Annotated in this window: 16 protein-coding genes; 6 read left to right on the top strand and 10 right to left on the bottom strand. The window is 64.2% G+C overall.

Annotated features, from left to right (window positions below):
- Positions 1 to 64: 64 nt before the first annotated feature.
- Positions 65 to 2,671 carry a penicillin acylase family protein gene (locus QMK31_RS13850; RefSeq protein ID WP_283501524.1) on the top strand — a complete coding sequence of 869 codons (2,607 nt, stop codon included), beginning with the start codon at positions 65 to 67 and terminating at the stop codon, positions 2,669 to 2,671.
- A 1,032-nt stretch (positions 2,672 to 3,703) separates the two neighbouring features.
- Positions 3,704 to 4,204 carry a PKD domain-containing protein gene (locus tag QMK31_RS13845; protein ID WP_283501523.1) on the top strand — a complete coding sequence of 167 codons (501 nt, stop codon included), beginning with the start codon at positions 3,704 to 3,706 and terminating at the stop codon, positions 4,202 to 4,204.
- A gap of 388 nt (positions 4,205 to 4,592) precedes the next feature.
- Here QMK31_RS13845 and QMK31_RS13840 read toward each other — a convergent pair whose 3' ends face one another.
- From QMK31_RS13840 to QMK31_RS13815, 6 genes are all read right to left on the bottom strand, one after another.
- Positions 4,593 to 6,749 carry an HNH endonuclease signature motif containing protein gene (locus QMK31_RS13840; RefSeq protein ID WP_283501522.1) on the bottom strand — a complete coding sequence of 719 codons (2,157 nt, stop codon included), beginning with the start codon at positions 6,747 to 6,749 and terminating at the stop codon, positions 4,593 to 4,595.
- Between the two features lie 212 nt (positions 6,750 to 6,961).
- Positions 6,962 to 8,434, bottom strand: coding sequence for a nitronate monooxygenase (locus QMK31_RS13835; RefSeq protein ID WP_283501521.1), 1,473 nt, complete (start codon positions 8,432 to 8,434; stop codon positions 6,962 to 6,964).
- 430 nt (positions 8,435 to 8,864) lie between these two features.
- Entirely contained in the window at positions 8,865 to 10,190 is a 1,326-nt protein-coding gene (locus tag QMK31_RS13830) for a citrate synthase (protein ID WP_502853217.1), read from the bottom strand.
- A 178-nt stretch (positions 10,191 to 10,368) separates the two neighbouring features.
- Positions 10,369 to 11,478 carry a succinyldiaminopimelate transaminase gene (gene dapC, locus QMK31_RS13825; RefSeq protein ID WP_283501520.1) on the bottom strand — a complete coding sequence of 370 codons (1,110 nt, stop codon included), beginning with the start codon at positions 11,476 to 11,478 and terminating at the stop codon, positions 10,369 to 10,371.
- Positions 11,479 to 11,487: 9 nt separating this feature from the next.
- Entirely contained in the window at positions 11,488 to 11,811 is a 324-nt protein-coding gene (gene fdxA, locus QMK31_RS13820) for a ferredoxin (RefSeq protein WP_283501519.1), read from the bottom strand.
- Positions 11,812 to 11,870: 59 nt separating this feature from the next.
- Positions 11,871 to 12,842 (bottom strand): hypothetical protein, encoded by a 972-nt coding sequence (locus QMK31_RS13815; protein WP_283501518.1) that lies wholly within the window; start codon positions 12,840 to 12,842, stop codon positions 11,871 to 11,873.
- A 143-nt stretch (positions 12,843 to 12,985) separates the two neighbouring features.
- Between QMK31_RS13815 and efeU the strand changes: the two genes are divergently transcribed.
- The 3 genes from efeU to efeB are packed head-to-tail and all read left to right on the top strand — an operon-like array spanning position 12,986 to position 16,397.
- On the top strand, positions 12,986 to 13,855 hold the full coding sequence (gene efeU, locus QMK31_RS13810) for an iron uptake transporter permease EfeU (RefSeq protein WP_283501517.1): 870 nt from the start codon (positions 12,986 to 12,988) through the stop codon (positions 13,853 to 13,855).
- A gap of 29 nt (positions 13,856 to 13,884) precedes the next feature.
- Positions 13,885 to 15,069 carry an iron uptake system protein EfeO gene (gene efeO, locus QMK31_RS13805; RefSeq protein ID WP_283501516.1) on the top strand — a complete coding sequence of 395 codons (1,185 nt, stop codon included), beginning with the start codon at positions 13,885 to 13,887 and terminating at the stop codon, positions 15,067 to 15,069.
- An 8-nt stretch (positions 15,070 to 15,077) separates the two neighbouring features.
- Entirely contained in the window at positions 15,078 to 16,397 is a 1,320-nt protein-coding gene (efeB, locus tag QMK31_RS13800) for an iron uptake transporter deferrochelatase/peroxidase subunit (RefSeq protein WP_502853213.1), read from the top strand.
- A 95-nt stretch (positions 16,398 to 16,492) separates the two neighbouring features.
- Here the strand turns inward: efeB and typA are convergent, their stop codons facing one another.
- Both typA and QMK31_RS13790 read right to left on the bottom strand, forming a co-directional pair.
- Positions 16,493 to 18,403: a translational GTPase TypA gene (gene typA / locus QMK31_RS13795; RefSeq protein ID WP_283501515.1), complete on the bottom strand. Its 1,911-nt coding sequence runs from the start codon at positions 18,401 to 18,403 to the stop codon at positions 16,493 to 16,495.
- Between the two features lie 138 nt (positions 18,404 to 18,541).
- Complete coding sequence (locus tag QMK31_RS13790; protein WP_283501514.1) at positions 18,542 to 20,323, bottom strand: dipeptide ABC transporter ATP-binding protein; 1,782 nt, start codon at positions 20,321 to 20,323, stop codon at positions 18,542 to 18,544.
- An 83-nt stretch (positions 20,324 to 20,406) separates the two neighbouring features.
- Here QMK31_RS13790 and QMK31_RS13785 point away from each other — a divergent pair, with 83 nt between their 5' ends.
- Entirely contained in the window at positions 20,407 to 21,015 is a 609-nt protein-coding gene (locus QMK31_RS13785; protein ID WP_283501513.1) for a PH domain-containing protein, read from the top strand.
- Positions 21,016 to 21,029: 14 nt separating this feature from the next.
- Here QMK31_RS13785 and QMK31_RS13780 read toward each other — a convergent pair whose 3' ends face one another.
- Both QMK31_RS13780 and QMK31_RS13775 read right to left on the bottom strand, forming a co-directional pair.
- The gene (locus tag QMK31_RS13780; protein ID WP_283501562.1) at positions 21,030 to 22,031 is read right to left on the bottom strand and encodes an ABC transporter permease; all 1,002 of its coding nucleotides are present in this window, start codon (positions 22,029 to 22,031) and stop codon (positions 21,030 to 21,032) included.
- 39 nt (positions 22,032 to 22,070) lie between these two features.
- Positions 22,071 to 23,603: an ABC transporter permease gene (locus QMK31_RS13775; RefSeq protein ID WP_283501512.1), complete on the bottom strand. Its 1,533-nt coding sequence runs from the start codon at positions 23,601 to 23,603 to the stop codon at positions 22,071 to 22,073.
- Between the last annotated feature and the right edge of the window lie 31 nt (positions 23,604 to 23,634).

Genomic DNA, 23,634 nt, shown 5'->3' with positions numbered 1-23,634 from the left:
TCCGCTAGCATCCGGTTAGCGGCATCCGCTTTGGTGGAGATCGCGCAATTCACGAGGGAGTGATGTGGGCACCGACGCACCGCGCAGCAAGGGGCACCGACGGGTTCGGCGGTTGCTGATTGCGTTCGTGGTCGTGGTCGGTCTCGTGCTGGTCAGTGCGGGGCTCGGCGTCTATACGGTCACGCGGTCATTTCCAACGCTTGCGGGCACCGTCGACATTGCGGGTTTGACCGATCGGGTCACGGTCACGCGCGACACGGCCGGCATTCCGCAGATCACGGCGAAGACCGCGGCCGACCTGTTCATCGCCGAGGGTTATGTGCATGCCCAGGACCGGTTCTGGGAAATGGACTTTCGGCGGCACGTCACGAGCGGCCGATTGTCGGAGCTGTTCGGGGCAAGCCAGGTCGGTACCGACACCTTTGTGCGCACGCTCGGCTGGCGGACCGTCGCCGAGCAGGAGGTCGCCCTGCTCGACCCGGTGACTCTCGGCTATTACCAGGCCTACGCTGACGGGGTGAACGCCTACCTCGACACGCATCAGGGCGCCGACCTGTCGCTCGAGTATGCCGTGTTGGGTGTGCAGAACCCCGGCTACGAGGTGGAACCGTGGACACCGGCCGACTCCGTGGCGTGGCTGAAAGCCATGGCCTGGGATCTGCGGTCCAACCTCGACGATGAGATCGACCGGGCCCTGCTGTCGACGACGCTCACCCCCGCCGAGGTGAACCAGCTGCACCCCGATTTTCCAGCCGGTCAGCACCCCACCATCACCGGCAGTCAAACGGTCACCGTGCCGTCGGCCGGTGCGCCTGCCGCCGGTCCCGGTGATTCAACGGATGAGCCCGCCGCCCTTGTCGACGTGGAGTCCTACTCCTCGGCCCTCGCTGAGCTGCGCGCTTCGCTCAACTCGGTTCCCGAACTGCTCGGACCGGCCGGCGGCGAAATCGGCTCCAACTCGTGGGTGGTCTCCGGCGCCCTCACCGACACCGGGCTGCCCCTGCTGGCCAATGATCCGCACCTCGGACCGGCACTGCCCTCGGTCTGGTACCAGGTGGGGCTGCGCTGTCAGTCGATCAGCGAGGAGTGCCCGTTCGACGTTGCCGGGTACAGCTTCTCGGGTATGCCCGGCATCATCATCGGTCACACGGAGCGCATCGCCTGGGGCTTCACCAACCTCGGCCCCGATGTCGCCGACCTCTACATCGAGAAGGTCACGGGCGATAGCTACGAATTCGACGGTGTCGCCAAACCGCTGCTGCTGCGGGACGAAAAGGTCTCCGTCGCCGGCGGTGACGACGTGAAAATCGAGATTCGGGCCACCGAACACGGCCCGCTCCTCAGCGGCTTCGAGGGCACCGTCTACCCGCAGATCGCGAGCGATTTTCCCGAGGCGGCAGATCTTCCTCCAGCCCCGGAAGTCGTTGCAGGCACGCCGCCGACCACCTACGAGCTGTCTCTACAGTGGACAGCGCTGACGCCGGGCCGTACGGCATCCGCTATCTTCGCCCTCAACCGGGCGACAGACTTCACCAGTTTTCGCGCAGCGGCCGCCCTGTTCGACGTGCCGGCGCAAAACCTGACCTATGCCGACGTCGACGGGAATATCGGCTACCAGGCTCCCGGGCTTATCCCCATTCGTGCCAGCGGCAACGGTACCCTGCCGGTACCGGGCTGGACCAGCCAGTACGGCTGGACTGGCTACATTCCCTTTGACGCCCTGCCGAGCACGTTCAACCCGCCGAGCGGATACATCGTCACGGCCAACAATGCGGCTACCGACCCCAGCTACCCCTATCTGCTGACCGCCGACTGGGATCTGGGCTACCGGGCCAATCAAATCACGGTCAGGTTGAACGAACTTATCGCCGCAAAAACCCCGTTGACCGCGCAGTTGATGAGCGAGATTCAGGCTGACAATTACAGTGCCATCGCGGCTGCTCTCGTTCCTGCCCTGCAGAAGGTACGCCTCGGCGGTGACGCCGCCGAGGCGCAAAAGTTGCTCGACGGCTGGGACTATCAGGTCGACGCCGACAGCGCGGCGGCCGCCTACTTCAACGTGATCTGGCGCACACTGCTGCACGATATGTTCACCGGCAAGATCGATGATGGAGCGGCCTTCACCGGTGGCGATCGCTCCTTTTCGGTGGTCACGAGCCTGCTCGCCGAGCCCGACTCCCCGTGGTGGTCGAACCCGTCGTATGGCACCGTCGGTCAGGAGAGCATGCTGCGGCGGGTGCTGACGGATGCCGCGGCGGAGGCCGCCGATCTTATGGGCTCGAATCCGACCGCCTGGCAGTGGGGCAGCATTCACACGCTCGAGTTGAAGAATGCGAGCTTTGGTGAATCGGGGATCGCACCGCTGGAGTGGCTGTTCAATCGCGGCCCGTATGAGCTGGCGGGGGGTTCAGCCGTCGTCAACGCGGTCGGCTGGGATGCCACCCAGGGTTATCGGGTGGACTGGGTGCCGTCGATGCGGCAGGTGATCAGCCTGGAGAACTTCGACGACTCCACCTGGATCAACCTCACCGGGGCATCCGGTCACGCCTTTCACACGAACTACACGGACCAGGCGCCGCTCTGGCGCGACCATGAGACCCGCCAGTGGTTGTTCACCCCGGCTGCCATCAACAAGACGGCGGCCAACACGTTGACCCTCGAGCCCGCTTAGCGTCAATAGAGCGACACCACCAGCCTGTTAGTAAGTTAAATGGGATTGTAGTAATTCGGTCTATGGTGTGCGCATGCGAATTCCGCCGCGTCGCCGCCCCGTGCACAGTGCTGTGCTCACTGCCGCTCTCCTATCGCTCGCCGTCGGCGCACTGAGCGGATGCTCCGCCGCCACTGTCCCCTCCCCTAGCCTTACAACACCACCCGTCGCCGAAGCAACCGGAGCGCCCACCGGTTCTCCCCCAGTCTTCGCCTCGAACGAGGAGGCCCTGGCTGCGGCGGAGGCCCTGTACAGCGACTACCAGCAATTATCGAATCAGATTGCCCATGAAGGTGGAGCAGACCCGTCCAGAATCGCCCAATTTACAGTTGGCGCCACCCTTGAGTCTGAGCTCGGAACATACAACCGAATGGCGGCGGACGGACTCCGTCTCGTGGGTGATCTCGCATTCGATTCGCTAAAGCTACAGAGCGCAAATTTAAAGACGGGCGCCTTGGTGGCATATGTCTGCCTCGACGTCACCAAAACGGACGTGATTGACGCCGAGGGGGCATCTGCCATCTCCGTGGGCCGCCCCAATCGCTACCCACTGCAAGTGTCGCTCCTTCATGATTCTTCCTCCAACCGACTCTTCGTCGAGAAATCAGACTCATGGTCCGGCTCAAATTTCTGCTGATCACCACCGCCGCTCTTGCTCTCCTACTGTCCCCAACGCATGTTGCCGTGGCTGGAATGCGAACCACCGCCTGCACTGGCATTGACGGCGCACTGTATGCCTGCCCTGACCCACCAGCGACGGGCGGTGTCGCAAACGGGGGAAGTGTCGACCTGACCGCGGACACCACTTCGGGCTCCAGAGGCACGGGAACCTCGAGTCACCCACGGCGAGGCCGCGGCGGGAAGGTCACCACGGCAGCACCGCAGGTCTGCGCCCACGGAGATCCGGCGAGACCTGGCATTAAGACGATTCCGTGCGGTAATGGCCAGTTTCTACCCCTCGCCCGCCACCGCACCGCAACCGACCCGTGCACGGTGTGCTCCCCCGACACCATAGTGCGCGTCTCAGACCTTCAGAACTTCCCCGCTTACGCAGCTCCCGCCGGCATGGAGCCAAACGGCTGGGCGATCATTGGGCTGGCCGCGAATTTCTGGGCGGGAGCATCCCTTCAAATTGGCGAAGGGCTGCTGCTCGGAGAACCAGCGCAGGTCATGTTCACCCCGATCGGCTACCACTGGGACTACGGCGACGGTGCAGCTGCATCAACTGTAACCGGCGGCGCCAGCTGGGAGTCCCTCAGCCTCGCCGAATTCGCCACCACCCCCACCAGCCACGTCTACACCGATAAGGGCACCTACACGGTCACGCTCACCGTCGACTACCGAGCCGACTACAGCTTCGGCGACCAAGGCTGGCGACCCGTCGTAGGAATCGTGACGGTACCCTCCGCCCCGTTCACCGTCCTCGCCGCACGAGAATCCACCGTACTCGTCGCCGAAGACTGCAACACCAACCCCCGCGGCCCCGGCTGCTAAATCAACCATGAGGCCGCCTCCACCTCACGCGGTGGGTGCCCGACCGAGCCACCGGCTGCGGCGGCCACCGGGATTCCGCCGGCGGCGCAGCGCTCCTGATTCAGAAATCGTTGCCCTGGTTTCAGAAGCAGAAGTGCCCTCGTTTGGGAAGCAAACCTGCTCACTCTCGGAAGCAACCCTCCTCACGTTTCGGAAGCAAACCTATTCACGTTTCGGAAGCAAACCTGCTCTCGCATCGAAAGGTCGAGTGCTCTCGTCTCGAAAGACACGTGTCAGGTTGTCGTGAAGTGGGCACCCCGATCTTTGGGCGTCGCATTACGATGGTCGAGCTCGTCGAAACCGCCATCGTCCAATGCGCCGCTGCCTGCGGACCAAGCAGCCCAGTACACTACTCCGGCGGGTCGAGCGTGAGCGGCGGGTGCATGAGCGGGTTCTTGCTGGGGAGGGCGATCAGCGCTTGCTCGGGATCGATCTCGACGGCGGGTTGCAGCCAATACCAGCCGTCGATGTAGAGGATCTTCCAGTTACGGTTGTGCAGCAGCAGGTGGTGCAGGGCGCACAGCAGGATGGCGTAGTCAATATTGGAAAGTCCATGGTCAGACCAGTTTTCGAGGTGGTGCGCTTCACTCCACGAGGGTGGCTGATCGCAGCCGGGCCAGCGGCATCCGCCGTCGCGCACGGCGAGAGCCTGTCGTTGATCGGAGTTGAAGAGGCGCTCGGCTCGTCCGACGTTGAGGGGTTGCCCGGTTTCGTTGAACAGAATGCCGAGGTAGCCGGTGTCGCACAGGTGCCGGGCGACAGCCTCAGCCGAGACGGGTGCCGGATTGCCCTCGATATATCCGAACACCCCTCCGGGGCTTGCACCATTGGTCGCTCCAGTCGCTCCAGTCGCTCCCGTCGTTCCAGTCGTTCCAGTCGTTCCAGTCGTTCCGGCGGTTCCGGCGGTTCCAGCGGTTCCAGCGGTTCCGGCGGTTCCCGTTGTTCCGGCGGTTCCAGTCGTTCCGGCGGTTCCGGTGGTTCCAGTCGTTCCGGCGGTTCCCGTGGTTCCGGTCGTTCCGGTCGTTCCGGTCGTTCCGGTGGTTCCAGTCGTTCCGGCGGTTCCCGTGGTTCCGGTCGTTCCAGTCGTTCCAGTCGTTCCAGTCGTTCCGGTCGTTCCGGTCGTTCCGGTCGTTCCAGTCGTTCCAGTCGTTCCAGTCGTTCCAGTCGTTCCAGTCGTTCCAGTCGTGCCGGCGGTTCCGGTGTCGCCGGCGGTACTGCGGGTCGGCGTGGTCGGGGCGGGGATGGTGGTGGGGCGGTCGTGTTCGGTGACGATGACCTGCACGACCGGGCGGCGGCCGCCGAAGAGGGTGTTCGGGTCGGCGTCGGCGCCGAGTTTGAGCAGTTGGGTGAAGCTGTCGGCGGCGATCTGGGCGACGGTGCGGGGGTCGTCCTTCACGCTCTGCGCCCACGCCGCCCGCTCCGGGTCGACGAACCGAACCCCGCCGCGGCGCGGGCTGGTCAGGGCGTCGTAGGTGGCGATCCACAGTTCGCCCTGCTCCGGTGGCAGCAGCGCGTGCAGGGTGACCATTCCGTCGGCGCGCCGCCAGAGCGACCAGGTGGTGTCGTCACGAGCCTGCTTCTCCCGCGCGAGGATACCCTCCGCATCGAGCTCATCACGCAGGCGCCTGGCCCGTTTGTAGGCCTGCTCGGTGTTCATCCCGGGCACTTCACCCAGCAGCACGCGCAGCGCGGCGGCGAGTTTCTCGGCGGTGATCGCCTGATCCAGGGTGCCCAGGCCACGCAGCAGGGCGTCGCCGACACCGGGCGAGAAGGTGCCGTCGGCGACGGCGTGCATGATCGGCGCCTGCCACGGCACCACCACCTCGACCAGCGGGACCAGCGGCATCGGCGGGACCAGCGGCATGGGAGGGATCGGAAGGATGGGCAGCGCCAGCGGGACCGGTGGGATGACTGGCCCGACCGGGCGGGGCGCGGCCTCCGGCAGCGGCCGGTCGGGGTGTAGTTCAGCCCACGCGGCGGCCCGATCGGCCTCCCGCGCCTCCCACTGGCCGGCCTCCCAAGCCTCCCCCTGGGCTACTTCCCAGGCCTCCCCGTGGGCGGCTTGCCGCTGTGCGTGGGCCGCAGCGAGAGCCGCAGCGTTCGCGGCAGCCGCAGCATCGGCGGCCGCCTGCGCGATGCGCTCCGCCTCCCGCGCCTCGGCCGCCCGGCGTTCGGCCGTCTCGGTCTCGCTCATCAGCACCCCGACGGTCAGCAGCCGGCCGGCCTCGACGCGGCTGAGGCCGGTGGCGTGCTGCACCATCAGCGTGGGATTACCAAACCCGTGCCGGGCCGACAGCCCGGACTGGCCCAGCTGCGGCCGCGACCGCTCGGCGATCGTGCCAGCCAGCCGCGCCGCCGCCGTGTTCGTCAGCCGCAGCAACGCGGCGATCGGACCCCGCGCGGCGAGCACCTCCGCATCGCTCAAACCGGCGAACTCAGCACTGGAATCGCCCAAAGCGGCCACAGCGGCCGCCGTCCGGGTGAGCTCCAACGCCAGGTCGTTCATGATTCAACTCAACACCCGACCACCGACATTCCCGAGGAAAAATCATGCTTACAAGCACTAAACCCAACAAATCCACCAAAGAAAACCCAAAAGAATGTTTTGAATGCGGCTCAGGCCGTGCTCGGAATGGGACTTATCAAGCATGCGCCGCCCCGTTGCACCCAGACGGCGTGCCACGAATAGAAGCCAAGGGCTGGTGAGCGGCTGTCGGTTCAGGCCTCGAGGTACGCTACGGCTTCGGCGGCGCACCAGCCCTCCGGGTGCGCCGCACGCAGGGCCATGACCCCATCCAAATCGGTGCCGAGGGTGACCAACGGCACCTCCTGGTATCCGTCGCGCCGGGTCTGGCCTAGACCCACGTTGGCCAGAAGAGCGTTGCACAGGCATTTGCGGCCAGCAGCCTCTTCGCTGGAACCGCCCTTACGCACAAAAGTCGCGATCGGTTGGGCCGGGCACCGATAGCCGATTACTCCGGGCGTGCGTTCGTAGGGCATCCGGAGGTAACCGAGGTCGCACAGGCGCGGTCGCTCGTCGTACAGGCTGTCATCGGACAGAGTCTCGGGCAGCGTCGCGACTTTGAAGGGGAATCCCGTCGACGACGCGAGCGGGTCGGTGCGAATCTGCAGCCCAGGGCCGTCGACTTCGTCGAGCAGTCGTGCTCGCAGGGTCTCGTCGAGGCCGGACTCGGCGGCGAAGGCGAACAGTGTGCCGACCTGCACGCCTGCGGCACCGAGTGCGAGGGCTTCGCGAACCCGATCGGGGGTGCCGTAGCCGCCAGCGACCCAGAAGGGCAGGCCAACCGCGGCGACCTTGGCCAGGTCGGCGTCGTCCCTGGGGCCGTAGACCGGCTGGCCTTCGTCGTCGAGGGAACCCCGCCCGCGCGGCGGTGCGTTGTGCCCGCCGGCCCGTGGGCCTTCAATGACGAAGCCATCGGGGCGAGTCGATTGCTCCCTGGCCAGGTACACGGCGAGCACATGAGCGGCGACGATAGCCAGGAACCGTGGTCGGTGTAATGGCGGCAGTCCCCCACCGGTCAGTGCTTCGGGGTTGAACTCGACGCAATAGCGGGTGGTGGAGTTCTCGACGTGCAGGTCGAGCGACCGGGTCTCGTGCCGGGCCAGCCCGCTAAGCAGTGCGGGAATCTCGGCTGGGATTCCAGCGCCCATCAGCACGTAATCGACACCGGCCAGCATTGCGCCGTAGGCAGCGCTCGGTGTGGCCAGCTGAACCTTTTCGAGAAAGTTGATTCCGACGAGGCCGTCATGGCCCTCCTTAGCCAGCCAGACCTCAGCGAAGTTGGCGACGACAGAAAGTTCAAGCGATTTCACGAGCGGATGCTGGCTGGGCTTGGCGATCGCAAGGTACGGAATTTTCGGGCCGCGACCGCCGGCCCGAAAGTACTTGTGCAGTACCCGGTCGGCGAGAGCCGGCACGGGAAAGTGCGCGAGAGCGCGGCGCACGTGTCCACCCTGGTCACCGTCCTGCAGACGTCGCGCGATGACCATATCGAGGGCGGTGCCACTGACGACGCCGAGCTGCCCGGTCTCTGACACAGCACGGGCGAGCCGCCACGACGAGACACCGACGCCCATGCCGCCCTGAATGATAGTCGGCAGCGTCTCTGAGGATCGCAGAATCGGGGCCGGAGCGAGTGTTGCGGTAGCAGTCGTCTCGAGCAGAGTCATGGCGAACCTTTCGGTTACGGACACCACGGCTAGATGCCCTCACCCAGCGTATTCCCGTGCATATTCCGCCCCGCGAATACGTTCCGGGAGACCCTGGGGCACCTCCGGCACGGCGGCGGCAAGGCGCGTGCGAACCAGCTAAATGATCGCCTAAGCCGTAATACACGGCTATTCCGCACCGACGAGGAACCACCACGGTTCTTTGGCAGACCGGTCGGGCACACCAGTTGCCTCCGTGTCACGCGTCCTGATTCGCACCGGCCACTACCCAGAACGCATGCGCAACGCATGGTCTGGGTGACGCGCCGGACATCCGCTCTGGAGGGGCTACAACGAGGCCATCGATGACGGAACGGCCTGAACCGGAACCGGGCGCTGCGACGGCATTATCAGTGTGAGCAGGCCGCCCGACGGTCGTGCAGGGGCGGTGTTAGCGCACCGGGTAGTCGCGGGCTGGCGATCCTACGTACAGCTGCTGGGGGCGGCCGATCTTGGTGGCCGGATCCTCGTTCATCTCGCGCCAGTGCCCGATCCAGCCCGGCAAACGCCCGATCGCAAAGAGCACGGTAAACATGCGCGTTGGAAAGCCCATCGCCTTATAGATGACGCCGGTGTAGAAGTCGACGTTGGGGTACAGGCGACGTTCCTTGAAGTAATCGTCGTTGAGCGCGATGTGCTCGAGTTCCTGTGCGATGTCGAGCAGGTCGTCCTGCACACCGAGAGCGGCGAGCACCTCGTGGGCGCTCTCCTTGACCAGGGTGGCACGCGGGTCGTAGTTCTTGTAGACCCGGTGGCCGAAGCCCATGAGCTTCACACCCTGCTCTTTGTTCTTCACACGTTCGACATACTTCTCGACCCCCTGACCGGAGGCCTGGATCTCACCGAGCATCGACAGCACGGCTTCATTCGCGCCGCCGTGCAACGGGCCGAATAGAGCATTAATGCCGGACGAGACCGACGCGAACAGGTTTGCCTCGGTCGAGCCGACCAGGCGCACCGTTGAGGTGGACGCGTTCTGCTCGTGGTCTTCGTGCAGCATGAGCAGGCGTTCGAGCGCCTTGCTGACGACCGGATTGACCTCGTACGGCTCGGCCATGTTGCCGAAATTGAGCTTGAGAAAATTGTCAACGAAGCTCAGGGAGTTGTCGGGATAGAGAAAAGCTTGGCCGACGCTCTTCTTGTGGGCGTAAGCGGCCATGACCGGCAACTTGGCAAGCAGGCGAATGGTCGAAATTTCGACCTGTTCGGGGTCCTTCGGGTCGAGTGAGTCCTGGTAGAACGTCGACAGGGCCGAGACACCCGAGGCGAGCACGCTCATCGGGTGCGCCTTGTGCGGCAGGGAGTCAAAGAACCGGCGCATGTCTTCGTGCAACAGCGTATGGTGACGGATGCGATCGTCAAAGTTGGCGAGTTCGCTCGCGCTGGGCAGCTCACCGTAAATAAGCAGCCAGGCGGTCTCGAGAAAGTTTGAGTTCTGGGCGATCTGCTCGATGGGATACCCGCGATAGCGCAGGATGCCGGCATCGCCGTCAATGTAGGTGATCGCGGACCGCGTCGCCGCGGTGTTCACGAAACCGTAGTCCAGCGTTGTGAGTCCGGTCTTCTTGGTGAGGGTGGAGATGTCGATGCTCGACACGCCGTCCACACTGGTCAAGATCGGGAAATCTGCACTGCCACCGGGGAAAGTAAGGGTGACCTTGTTGGGGTCAGCACTGATCGGTGCGCCGGATGTTGTCTGCTGCGCGACGTCGGTCACGGAGCCTCCTCGGGTATCACTGCCGGATGAAATGTGGCGACGCGTCACTGAGTCGGCCAGGTGTGAAACTGCTGTGGCCGATTCCGCCGCGACTACAGCCTAATCGGCCAGACCGCCTACTGTTGCATCAGCTAAGAGTTCGGGCGGTTCGTTGGCGGAAGTCCACAGAGACTACCCCCTACTCGGGGCGGTGATGCAGGCGTGACGCCGCAGCAGCAATGCGTTCGTCGGTCGCCGTGAGCGAGAATCGAACGTGCTCAGGGTAGACATCGCCGTAAAACGGACCAGGCCCGGCCAGAAGGCCAAGGGCGGCGAGCCGTTCGATAGATTCCCACGCCGGCCGTCCCTCCGTGGCCCAGAGGTAGAGACCAGCCTCGCTCCGATCGATGCGAAAACCGGCCTGCTCGAGTGCTGGCCGCAGCAGGACGCGGCGGGCACGGTAGCGCTCCTTCTGTACGGCTACATGCTCGTCGTCGTCGAGGGCGGCGATCATCGCCGCTTGCAGCGGTGCCGGAAGCATGAGCCCCGCGTGTTTGCGTACGGTCAACAGGCGTCCAAGAACTCCGCCGCAGCCGGCGGCGAAAGCCGCGCGATAGCCGGCCATGTTTGACTGCTTGCTGAGAGAGTAGATCGCCACGATGTTGCGCCGGTCGCCCTCGATCACGCGGGGGTCGAGAATGCTGGGGATCGGTTCGGAATCCCACGGGGCATCCCAGCCGAGTTCGGCATAGCATTCATCGCTGACGATGACGGCGTCGAGTTCGCGCGCGCGGGCGACGGCCGCCCGCAGTTCGTCAACCCTCAGCACCCGACCGTCCGGGTTTCCCGGGCTGTTCAGCCAGATCAGCCTGGTCGATTCCGGCCATTCGGCCGGATCCTCGCAAGCGAGGGCCACGGCGCCGGCGATTGCGGCGCCGATCGCGTACGTCGGGTACGCGGCCAGCGGGTGAACGATCGTGTCGCCCTCGCCGAGGCCGAGCATGAACGGCATGAGTGCGACGAGCTCCTTGGAGCCGATCGTAGGCAATACGTTCTTCGGTTGCAGGCCGGTGACACCGCGACGCCGGGCATACCAGTCGATAATCGCCTGCTGCAGGGCCGGCGTTCCGACGGTTTGTGGGTAGGCGTGGGCATCCGAAGACGTGCGCAGTGCCTGTTGAACGACGTCGGGTGTGGCGTCGACCGGTGAACCGATCGACAGGTCGACGATTCCATCCGGGTGCTGCCGAGCCTGCGTGGCGAAGGGGACCATCTGGTCCCAGGGGTAGTCCGGAAGCGGCTTCAGCACGAAATCTGCTTAGTGCGCAACCTGCGGCGGCAGCGCGGAGATGACGGGGTGGTCCTTGGCGAGTACGCCGACCTTGGCCGCGCCGCCGGGGGAGCCGAGGTCGTCGAAGAATTCGACGTTGGCCTTGTAATAGTCGGCCCACTGTTCGGGCAGGTCGTCTTCATAGTAGATGGCCTCGACCGGGCAAACCGGTTCGCAGGCTCCGCAGTCGACGCACTCGTCCGGGTGGATGTAGAGGGAGCGTTCGCCCTCATAAATGCAGTCCACCGGGCATTCGTCGATGCAGGCACGATCTTTCACATCAACGCAGGGAAGAGCGATCACATACGTCACAGGCTTGGGATTCCCTTCGAGAGCGGACTCCTAATTCTACGCCCCCCGATCGTGACGCCTTAACGGCCGCGCGGCGGCAGCTTCGGCCACGCCAGCACGAACGCCGCGATAAGCGCCGGTACAACGGTCCAAAGGGTTCCGGGCAGGCCGGCCGGCACAAGCACCGACCCCCCTGAGCCACGCAGGGACAGCACGAAAATGGTCAGGAGCAGCCCGGCGGCAGCCAGGCCCACCACGAACCGGTCCCCCACCACGAGACGCAGACCGAGCAGTAGGGCGCCGATACCGACGAGCGCGATCGTCAGGCCGATCGGCAACGTCACGCCAAACAGGGTCAGGGTGGCCTGATGCGCGATGGTTCCCAGCACGCCGAAGAGGATGCCCAGCAGCAGCCCCACGAGACCGGCCAGCGACCGATTCATCAGCGTGCGGCGAGCGGGCGCGGGCGCCGGCGGCGCGAGGGCTGGGCGCGGGGCATCCGCTCGCAAGTAAGTTTCGGTATCAATGATCAGATCGGTGGTGCCGTCGGCGAGGGTGCGGGTGCGTTCGTTCAGGCGCCAGCGCGCGGGAAAACGCCCGAGCGCCCGCAGCTTGGGCTCGAGGTGGTCGCCGATATCGATCGCCACGAGGCGCTGCCCGGGAGCCTGACGCACCGTGCGGACCAGGAAGACGGGCAGGCCGGCCTCGTGAGCTGCGGCCGTCGCCGTGGCTTGCAGTTCGTCGTCCACGGCACCGACGACAACGGCGGTCGCATCCAATTGCTCGATGGCCGCGCCGATGGCGAGGTTGATTTCAGCCGCGGTGCCCGACGGTAGGTGGTGCCAGCTGCGCGCGCCCAGTTCGGCCAGCGCCGCGGAGGCTGCCACGGCATCCGCTTCGTCGATGTCTCCGGTGTACAACACGACGACCCGCGCCCCGTCGGCGCGCAACCGGGCGATGGTACCGCCGGTGAGCGCCGCTTCGTCGCCGGGACGGGCGTGCAAAAACAGGATTCGCTCGCCGCTGCCGGACATGACCATGGGCTGACGCACCGTTTCTGCTCAGTTGTCGTACTGGGTCATCTCTCGGCCCAAACCACATCATAACTAGACACCGTCGTGGCATTGCGGCTAGAGTCGGCATAGGTAAGGTTAGCCTTACCAAAACTTATGCCCGAACCCGACGAGGAACTCCTGTGCTCGCAAACTACCTGATCGGCCTGCGCGAAGGCCTTGAGGCCGCCCTGATCGTGACGATCCTCATCGCCTACGTCGTGAAGATCGACCGACGTGATGTGCTGGCGCGCATCTGGCTCGGCGTCGGCCTCGCCGTACTCCTCGCCCTTGGCATCGGCGCCCTGCTCACCTACGGTACCTACGGGCTGTCCTTCACCGCGCAGGAGACCATAGGTGGCGTGCTGTCGATCGTCGCGACCGGCCTGGTGACCTGGATGGTGTTCTGGATGCTGCGCACGGCCCGCGACCTCAAGGGCCACCTGCAGGGCAACATCGACAGGTACCTCGTCGGCAGCGGCCTCGGCCTCGTGCTCGTCGCCTTTCTCGCGGTCGGCCGTGAGGGAATCGAAACCGCCCTGTTCCTCTGGGCCGCCGTGCAGGCCACGGGAGCGACGACCATGCCCCTGCTCGGCGCGGCCCTCGGTATCGCGACGGCGATCGGCCTCGGCGCTCTGATTTACGCTGGCATGCTCAAGATCAATCTGGCCAAGTTCTTCACCTACACCGGCGCGATTCTCATCATCGTCGCTGCGGGCGTGCTCTCCTACGGCGTACACGACCTGCAGGAAGCCGGCATCCTGCCAGGCCTGCATGCCCTCGCCTTCAATGTGAGCGCCGCTGTGCCGCCGGACAGCTGGTATGGCACGCTGCTCAAGGGCACCCTCAACTTCTCCCCCGCCACCACCTGGCTGGAGATGTTCGCTTGGCTGGCCTACGCCGTGCCAACCCTGACTCTCTTCATCACCAAGAGCCGCCACGGTCGCACGAGCACCCGCCCCGCTACACGCGCATCACAGGCGTCGGCGGGCACGCCCCTCGCCGCGCACTAACTCGCACGTTTCCCAGTCAAAGGATCTCCATGCCTCGTGTCATTCGTTCTGCCCGCCTACGCAGCGTGAGCCTGCTCGGTGTTGGACTGCTCGGTGTAGGACTGCTGAGCGGTTGTGTCGCCAACACCCCGGCCGGCGAGAGCGTGGCACTAACGGTCGAGAGCAGCGCAGACGGATGCACCGTCTCAGCAGCCGAGACGCCCGCCGGTGCCACCAGCTTCAGCATCACCAACACCGGCGACCAGGTCACGGAGTTCTACCTGCTCGGTGCCGACGGACTGCGTATCGTCGGCGAAGCGGAGAACATCGGTCCCGGACTCACCCGCGACCTCGTCGTGCAACTCGCCGAGGGCAGCTATTTCACTGCGTGCAAGCCGGGAATGACCGGCGATGGAATCGGCAAGGCCGCGTTCACCGTCACGCCGTCGGCGTCTGGCACTGTGGTCAACACTGACACGGCCGCCCAGGTGGACACCGCTAACGAGAACTACGCGTCGTACGTCAAAGACCAGATCAGCCAGCTAGCCACCGGAACGGATGCCTTCGCCATCGCTTACGTGGCCGGCGATGACGACGCGGCCCGCGCGCTCTACGCCTCCACCCGCATGCACTGGGAGCGGGTCGAGACGGTCGCCGAATCGTTCGGTGATCTCGATCCGAAGCTGGACCTGCGCGAAGCGGACCTTGAGGAGGGTCAGGACTGGACCGGCTGGCACGCGATCGAGAAGGACCTCTGGCCCGAACACGCCGAAGCCGGATTCGAGCCGTACAGCGCTGACAAGCGTGCCGCTCTGACCGAGCAGCTCGTCGCCGACACCGCGACTCTCGACGCGAACGTGCAGGAGCTCAGCTTCACACTGTCGCAGCAGACCAACGGTGCCATCGGCCTGCTCGACGAGGTCGCCACCGGCAAGGTCACCGGTGAAGAAGAGGCCTGGTCGCACACCGACCTCTGGGATTTCCAGGCCAACATCGACGGCGCCAAGGTGCTCTACTCCGGGGTGCGCGACATTCTGCTGGAGGCCGACCCCGATCTGGCTTCCTCGCTCGACAGCGAGTTCGCCTCGCTGCAGACCCTGCTCGACGCCCAGCGGGTCGGCGACGCATTCACCCTCTACACCGACCTCACTCCGGCCGAGATTCGCGCTCTCGCCGATCAGGTCAATGCGCTCGGCGAGCCGCTGAACCAGCTCACCGCCGCCCTCGTGTTATGACCCGCGCTGTGACGCGTTCCCCGCAGGCCGCCAAGCGCACCGAGTCCACCGACCTGGCCACGCCGGGGCGCGGCCTGTCGCGGCGTGGGCTGCTCGGCCTCGCCGGAGCCAGCGTCGCCGGTATCGGGCTGGGAGTCACCGGGGATCGGGTCGCGCTGGCAGCGGCTGCGACGCCGGGGGCGGCATCCGCGTCGGCGGTGTACCCCTTCTATGGCAGCCACCAGGCCGGCATCGTCACACCCGCGCAGGATCGTCTGCACTTCGCCGCGTTCGACGTTTCGGCCGGCGTGACGCGGGCCGAACTGATCGAGTTGCTGCAGGACTGGACCATCGCCGCCGCCGCGATGAGCGCCGGCCAGGACATCGGCGAGTATGGCGCCGTCAGCGGCCCCTACGACGCACCGCCCGAAGACACCGGCGAGGCGCAGGGCCTGCCAACAGCCGGTCTCACAATCACGTTCGGCTTCGGCCCTACCCTGTTTGAAACAGCGGATGGCGTCGATCGCTTCGGCATTGTCGGCCGGCGGCCGGCCGATCTGACGCCGCTTCCGCATTTTCCCGGCGACGACCTCGATGCCGGCCGCAGCGACGGCGACCTGTGCATTCAGGCCTGCTCGAACGACCCCCAGGTGGCCGTGCACGCCATTCGCAACCTGTCGCGGATCGCGTTCGGGCGGGCCGCGCTGCGCTGGTCCCAGCTGGGTTTCGGGCGCACCTCGTCGACGTCGACTGCCCAGGCCACCCCGCGCAACCTGTTCGGGTTCAAGGACGGCACCGCCAACATCAAGGCGGAGGAACCCGACGTCGTCACCGACCAGGTTTGGGTGTCCGCAGCCGACGGACCGGCCTGGCTGGCCGGCGGCTCTTACCTGGTGGCGCGGCGTATTCGCATGACCATTGAGACCTGGGACCGCACGATTCTGCGGGAGCAGGAGGCGGTGTTCGGCCGCACCAAGGGGGCCGGTGCGCCTCTTTCCGGCGGTACCGAGTTCAGCGAGCCCGACTTCGCGCTGGCCGGACGGGAAGACCGGCCGCTCATCGGAGCCGCAGCACACATGCGACTCGCGCATCCGTCCCAGAATCACGGCACCAAACTGCTACGCCGCGGCTACAACTTCGTCGACGGAAACGATGACCTCGGCCGGCTCGAGGCCGGACTATTCTTCATCAGCTTTCAGCGGTCGCCAACCCAGTTCACGACGGTGCAACTCAACCTCGCCAAGCACGACGCCCTCAACGAGTACATTCGCCACGTCGGCAGCGCCCTGTTCGTTGTTCCTACAGGTACGCCCGACGGAAGCTACGTAGGCGCCGCCCTCTTCGCCTAGCGCGCATCCGCTGCGGTCTCACACTCACCGGTTGACCAGTGGAGCACACGACAATGCCCCCTCGGCGAACCGAGAGGGCATTGGGTTGCTACGGGCTAGTTCGCGTCCATCTTCTTGACGCGCGAAACCTGGCGCGAGCGAGCCGCTGCCGTCAGCTCCACCTTGCGAATGCGCACGGCGGCCGGGGTGACCTCGACGCACTCGTCTTCGCGGGCGAATTCGAGGCACTGCTCGAGCGAGAGCTGCTTGGGCGGCGTCATCGACTCGAACGTGTCGGAGGAGGACTGACGCATGTTGGTCAGTTTCTTTTCCTTGGTGATGTTCACGTCCATGTCGTCGGCGCGCGAGTTCTCGCCGATGACCATGCCCTCGTAGACCTCGCTGGTCGGCTGCACGAAGAACGACATGCGCTCCTGCAGGTTGATGATCGCGAACGGGGTGACCGCACCGGAGCGGTCGGCCACGATGGAACCGTTCGTACGAGTGTTGATCGTACCGGCCCAGGGCTCGTAGCCGTGCAGGATGGCGTTGGCGATACCGGTACCGCGCGTGTCGGTGAGGAACTGCGTGCGGAAGCCGATCAGACCACGCGAGGGAACGATGAACTCCATGCGCACCCAGCCGGTGCCGTGGTTGGCCATGTTCTCCATGCGACCCTTGCGGGCGGCGAGCAGCTGCGTGATGGCGCCGAGGTATTCTTCGGGCGCGTCGATGGTGAGGTGCTCGAACGGCTCGTGAATCTTGCCGTCGACGCGCTTGACGACTACCTGCGGCTTGCCGACGGTGAGTTCGAAGCCTTCGCGACGCATCTGCTCGACCAAAATGGCGAGGGCCAGTTCTCCACGGCCCTGCACCTCCCAAGCATCGGGTCGTCCGATGTCGACGACCTTGAGCGAGACGTTTCCGACGAGCTCGCGATCGAGGCGGTCCTTGACCATGCGGGCGGTGAGCTTGTGGCCCTTGACCTTGCCCATGAGCGGCGAGGTGTTGGTGCCGATGGTCATCGAGATGGCCGGGTCATCGACCGTGATGGTCGGCAAGGGGCGCACGTCGTCGGGGTCGGCGAGGGTCTCACCAATGGTGATGTTATCGATACCGGCCACGGCGACGATGTCGCCGGGTCCGGCGCTCTCGGTCGGGTAGCGGTCGAGAGCCTTGGTGATCAGCAGCTCGGTGATCTTCACGTTGCTGACGGTGCCGTCCTGCTGCACCCAGGCCACGGTCTGGCCCTTCTTGATGGTGCCCTGGAAGATGCGCAGCAGCGCGAGGCGACCGAGGAACGGCGAGGCATCGAGGTTGGTGACGTGCGCCTGAAGCGGGTGCTCGTCATCATAGGTCGGTGCCGGAATATGCTTGAGAATAGCGTCGAACAAGGGCTCGAGGTCCTCGTTGTCGGGCAGTGTTCCGTCTTCGGGCTTGTTCCAGCTGGCGGCGCCATTACGGCCGGAGGCGTAAACGACGGGAACGTCGAGCACGGCGTCGAGGTCAAGGTCGGGAAAGTCATCAGCCATGTCGCTCGCGAGACCGATGAGGAGGTCCTGGCTCTCGGCCACAACTTCATCGATGCGAGCGTCGGGGCGGTCGGTCTTGTTGACCAACAGAATAACGGGCAGCTTGGCTTCAAGCGCCTTGCGCAGCACGAAACGCGTCTGCGGCAGCGGGCCCTCCGAGGCGTCAACGAGGAGAACGACGCCGTCAACCATGGACAGACCGCGCTCGACCTCGCCACCGAAGTCCGCGTGACCCGGGGTGTCAATCACGTTGATGGTGATCGGGCCCTCATGGGCATGAATGCCCTTGTACGAGACCGCCGTGTTCTTGGCGAGAATCGTAATGCCCTTTTCCCGCTCGAGCTCGTTCGAGTCCATCGCGCGCTCTTCAACGTGTGAGTGGTCAGCAAAGGAGTCGGTCTGCTTGAGCATCGCGTCAACCAGTGTCGTCTTACCGTGGTCAACGTGAGCAACGATTGCAACATTTCGGAGGTTATTGCGTGTAGCAATCGCCATAAAAATAGATCCTTACGAAGAATGAGTGCCGCAGAGTCTCGCGCGCGACGAAGAATGGATACCAGGGGTCATAATGTGACCCAAGGAATTATCCTACCGTATCAAGCCGCTGCCCTTTGGTGGGCCCACTGCGGACAGCTATTGCCCGGACGCGAGGAGATCGCGGCGCAACTCACGGCGCGCGCGCTGTTCGGTGGGGTCGGGAATCGGTACGGCCGCCAGGAGTCGCTGCGTATAGGGGTCTTTCGGGTAACGAAGAATTTCGTCGCGTGTACCGGTTTCAACGATGCGGCCGTGGTGCATAACCGCAATGCGATCGGCCAGCACGTCGATGACGGCGAGATCGTGGGTGATAAACAGGCACGCGAAATTCATCTGTTTCTGCAGCGATTGAATGAGTTGCAAAACCCTGGCCTGAACGGATACATCCAGAGCACTCGTCGGCTCATCGGCAATGAGAACCTTCGGTTCAAGGGAGAGCGCGCGTGCAATACCAACGCGTTGTTTCTGCCCACCGGAAAGTTCGTGGGGAAAACGGCTGCGATACGCCCGAGGTAGTTCCACGCTGTCGAGCAGCCGCTCGACCTCGGCGCTGAGTCCGGCACCCTTGAGCCCCTTAGCGAGTTTGAGCGGTTCCCCAATGCTGTCGCCGATGGGCATCCGTGGGTTGAGCGACGACGACGGGTCTTGAAAGACGATGCCGACGCTCTTGTGCAGCCGGTGAATCTCCTCTCGACTGGCTTTCGAAATATCCTGACCCGCGACGTGCAGGGAACCCTCCGTGATGGGAAGAAGGGCAATGGCCGCCCGACCAAGGGTGGTTTTGCCCGAACCCGACTCCCCCACTAACCCGAGCACCTCGCCCTGGCGCACGAACAGGTTGACCTTATCCGCAGCGCGGAACGCCGCCACCCGACCGTGTTTAGGGTATTCAATTACGACGTCGTCGAATTTGATTACCACTTCGCGGGTGTCATTGCGGGCCTGGGACGCTGCAGCCTTCGCCAGCCTCTCATTCACCTCAATGCGCGCGGCGAGCCCGGCATCCACCACGATGTCGGTGCCGATGGCGAGAGCAGCCGTCATATCGATCGCTTCGTCACCACGCTGGCCGAGGTGTGGCACGGCCTGCAGAAGGGCGATCGTATAGGGGTGGGTGGGTTCGTTGAAGATTTGGTCGACGGTCCCGCGTTCCACGATGACCCCGCGCCGCATAACGGCAATGTCGTCGGCCAGGTCAGCAACCACGCCCATGTCGTGGGTGATTAAGAGGATGGCGCTGTCGAGTCGGTCGCGCAAGCTGCGCAGCAGGTCGAGGATTTCTGCCTGCACCGTGACGTCGAGGGCGGTCGTTGGTTCATCGGCGATGAGGAGTTGCGGGTCGCAGGAGATGGACTGGGCGATCATTGCACGTTGCCGCTGCCCACCCGAGAGCTGGTGCGGGTAGGAGTTGAACGCCTTCAGCGGGTCGGGAAGCTCAACCATATCGAGAAGCTCCAGAGCCCGGGTCTTCGCCTCCGAGGGCGACATTCCGAAGTGCGCCCGCAGGGTTTCTATAATTTGAAACCCAATCGTGTAGACCGGATTCAATGCCGTCATCGGCTCTTGAAAAATCATCGCGATCTGGCCGCCGCGAACCTTGTGCATCTGCGCCGGCTTCAGCCCCATAAGCTCCCGGCCACTGAGTTTGACGCTGCCGGAGACCCGACTGTTTTCGGGAAGCAAATCGAGGATCGCCATCGAGCTGGCGCTCTTTCCCGAACCCGATTCACCGACGATGGCAAGCACCTTGCCACGCTCGATCGAGTAGTTGAGGTTAAGCGCGGCCGGCACCCAGACGTTATCCACACCGAAGTGCACGGTGAGGTCGGTGACTTGCAAAACCGGGCCCGAGAATGCGGGGGTCGCCTGGTCGGTCATAACGTCTCACTTTCGTCGAAGGTGCTTCGAGTTTCTGGCTTCCGGCGTGCGGAGCCTGGGCCAATATCTGGCAGCATGGCTGCATGCCCGTCGCTGCCGACCCGAATATTTTCTACTCGAGGTTTAACCGCATCATTGCCGCCGTTTTCGCCGCGGTAGCCGCGCTCAGCGCCCTGAGTCTGTTCTTGCTGCCAACAGCATCGAATCGGTGGCTGGTCATTCCGGCGCTGTTCGTCGTGCTGTTTGTCTGGGAAGTACTGTGGCGACCCGACCTGAGGGTTAGCGATGACGCCGTGACCATTCGCAACCCCTTCCGCACTATTGTCGTGCCGTGGGCGGCGCTCGTTCACATTGACACCAAGTTCGCGCTGACCCTCTATACGCCGGGCCACAAGTTTGCGGTGTACTGCGCTCCGGCACCGGGCCGAAGCGTCACCCGCTCTGGTCAGCGCAGGACCACCGACCCTGTGCCCTACGTGAGCGGTCAACCGCGGCCCGGTGATCTGCCGGGGAGTGAGTCGGGCGAGGCGGCGCACCTGGTGCGTGCTCGGTGGAACCTGCTGCAGCAGAGTGGCCGGGTTGACGGTGGTCTGGCAGCCCAGACGCCCGTTTTGGTGGTGTGGGCTTGGGAGCGCGTGGCAATTTTCGTAGTTTTTGCCGCGGCATCCGCTGTCGCCATTCTGATTTCTTAGCGCGTGACGCAGCATCACGGTGCCGTCTCCAGCTCCGGTTCGGGCCGGGTTTCACGCATTTTGCTGAGCTTAAATCGGCGGTGGCGCGGGTCGAAGGCGTCACGCAAACCGTCGCCGATGAAGTTCACCAGCAACGCCAGCGACACGATGAACAGCCCGGGCCACCAAAACAACCATGGCCGAGTCTGGAATGCGGACTGGTTGGAACTGATCAGCAGGCCGAGCGAGACATCGGGAGAGCGGATGCCGTAGCCGAGGTAGCTCAGCGCGGTTTCCAGCAAAATGGCCGAGGCCATAATGAGGGTCGCCGACACAATCACCACGCCCGCGGCGTTGGGCAAAATGTGTTTGAAGATAATGCGCATGTCCGATGCCCCAGCGACCCTGGCTGCCTCGACGAATTCTCGTTCCCGAAGCGACAAAAATTCGCCGCGCACCAGCCGAGCGATGCCCATCCAGGAGAAGAAGCCAAGCATGATCGCCAGCACCGGGGCTCCCAGGCTGCCGAACCAGTTGCCGACGACGCTACCGATAACCAGGGCGGGAATAACGATGAAAATATCGGTGACGCGCATGAGAATGGCATCGACGATGCCGCGGTAGTAGCCAGCGATAGCACCGACGACCACGCCAAGTACGGTCGCAATAAGGCCGAGAACCACCATGACCAACGCAGAGTTTTGAATACCCCGCATGGTCATTGCAAAGTAATCCTTACCAATGCGGTCCTGGCCGAACGGATGATCGCCCAGCGAAATCCCGTTGCCACCGAGAAATTGCGGCAGCACCGACAAAGTCGGGTTGCCACCGTTTGCCTGAGGATTTAGCTCCTTGTAGCCGTACTTCCACCAGCCGGGAATCGGACCGAGACCGATGGCGGAGAAGGAAAACACAATGATAGCCAGCAGGATGATCACTGAGGCAACAGCGACCTTATTACCGACGAATCGGCGCCAAATCAGGCGCCCCTGGCTTTCGGGAACGGAGTTTGCCACGGCTAGCTCGTCGGCGGGCATTTCGGGCGGTACAGGGCCGAGTCCGGTTGGCGTGGACATTTAGCGGATCCTCACTCTCGGGTCGAGCCCGGCATAGGCCATATCGGCCAGAAAATTGAAGGTTATCGCCATGGCCGCTACGACAAGAAAGTAGCCCATAACCGGGTTCAAGTCGCCCCGGTCCAGCCCCGCATTGAAGAGGCTGCCCATTCCGGGAATAGCAAAGACCTTTTCGGTAATGATGGCACCACCGAGAAGCGCACCGACGTCGAACGCCACCAGGGTGGTCAGCGGAATCAGCATGTTGCGAAAAGCATGACGTACGATCACGGTGCGCTCCGGAAGTCCCTTGGCCCGGGCGGTGCGAATGTAGTCAAGGCTGAGCACCTCCAGCATGCCGGCCCGGGAATAGCGGGTGTACCCGGCGAAAGAGATCAAGAGCAGCGCGATGGTTGGCAGGGTGAGGTGAGCGAAGGTGTCGAGGCCGGCCAGCCAGACATCGCCGCTCAATCCCGGCGTTTTCGACCCGACCGTGGCGATCGGGCGCCCGTTGGTGGCGGTGAGCAGGTCGCCCCAGGACTGCATGAAGCGATCCAAGAGCACAACGGCGCCGGACAGCAGGGCGGTCACCAGGCCAACGCGCATGTTCTGACCGCGATCAAACCCTCCGGCGAGAAATCCGCTGAGCAATCCGACTGCAGCGGTGGCCACGGCCAGGATGAACAGGGTGCCGGCGCTGGACACATCAAAGAGCGGCTGAAGTGTGAGGTAGGCCACGATAGCGATGACCGCGTTGATTCCCGCCGTAATAAAGGCACGACGGTTGCGCAAGCCCGCAAGTAGGGTTGCGCTGCCGAGGGCAATAGCCGCAACCAGGACAATAATCGGGATTGCTCCGAGCCCCGGGCGCATGAACCAGCCGGTTGCGCTCATCACGAGCAGTACGCCAGATGTTGCCAGTCCCGATACGAGAAAGACCACAAGACGGCGTTTGGCGTCGCCTCCGAGAAGAGACTGCCAGATAGCTCCGACGATGAGCCCGATGACCACCAGCGCTAAGCCGCCAATGACCGGATCGCGCAGAAAGTCATTGAAGCCGATGGCGATGAACTCTTTGAGCAGCACGGCGACCAGAAATGCGGGCAGCGAGTACAGGAAAAAACTGACGAAGGTCATGGTGTTGTCGAGACCGCTGTACTGGCGGAGCGCGGTGATGATGCCGATCGTTACACCGAGCAGAATGGCCAGTACCAGCGCAAAGGTGACCAACTGCACCGTCGCCGCCAAAGCGTTGGGCAGGATGTCGACGACCTGTGCGTTCGAGATCGTTGATCCGAGGTCGCAGGCGTTGGCGAAGGGAATCGCGCATTTTGCGACGCCGCTAATCCATAGCACCCAGCGCAGCGGCGGCGCTACGTCAAGGTCGAGGCGCGCAACGCGCGCATTGATCAGCTCTTGCTTGTTAGGAGAGTTGCTGCCCTGCAGGTCTTGCAGGGGCTGCGCCGAATACCCCACCATGACGTACATCAAAAACGAAGCGGCCACGAGAATCAGGATAGAAACGAGAATGCGCCTGAGGATGAAGCTCACCATGCTGGGGCTACCTCACTGTAGAAGTTGAATC

The organism is Cryobacterium sp. PH31-O1 (genome assembly GCF_030063455.1).
GTDB lineage: Bacteria > Actinomycetota > Actinomycetes > Actinomycetales > Microbacteriaceae > Cryobacterium.
This window is presented reverse-complemented; position numbering and strand designations above follow the sequence as displayed.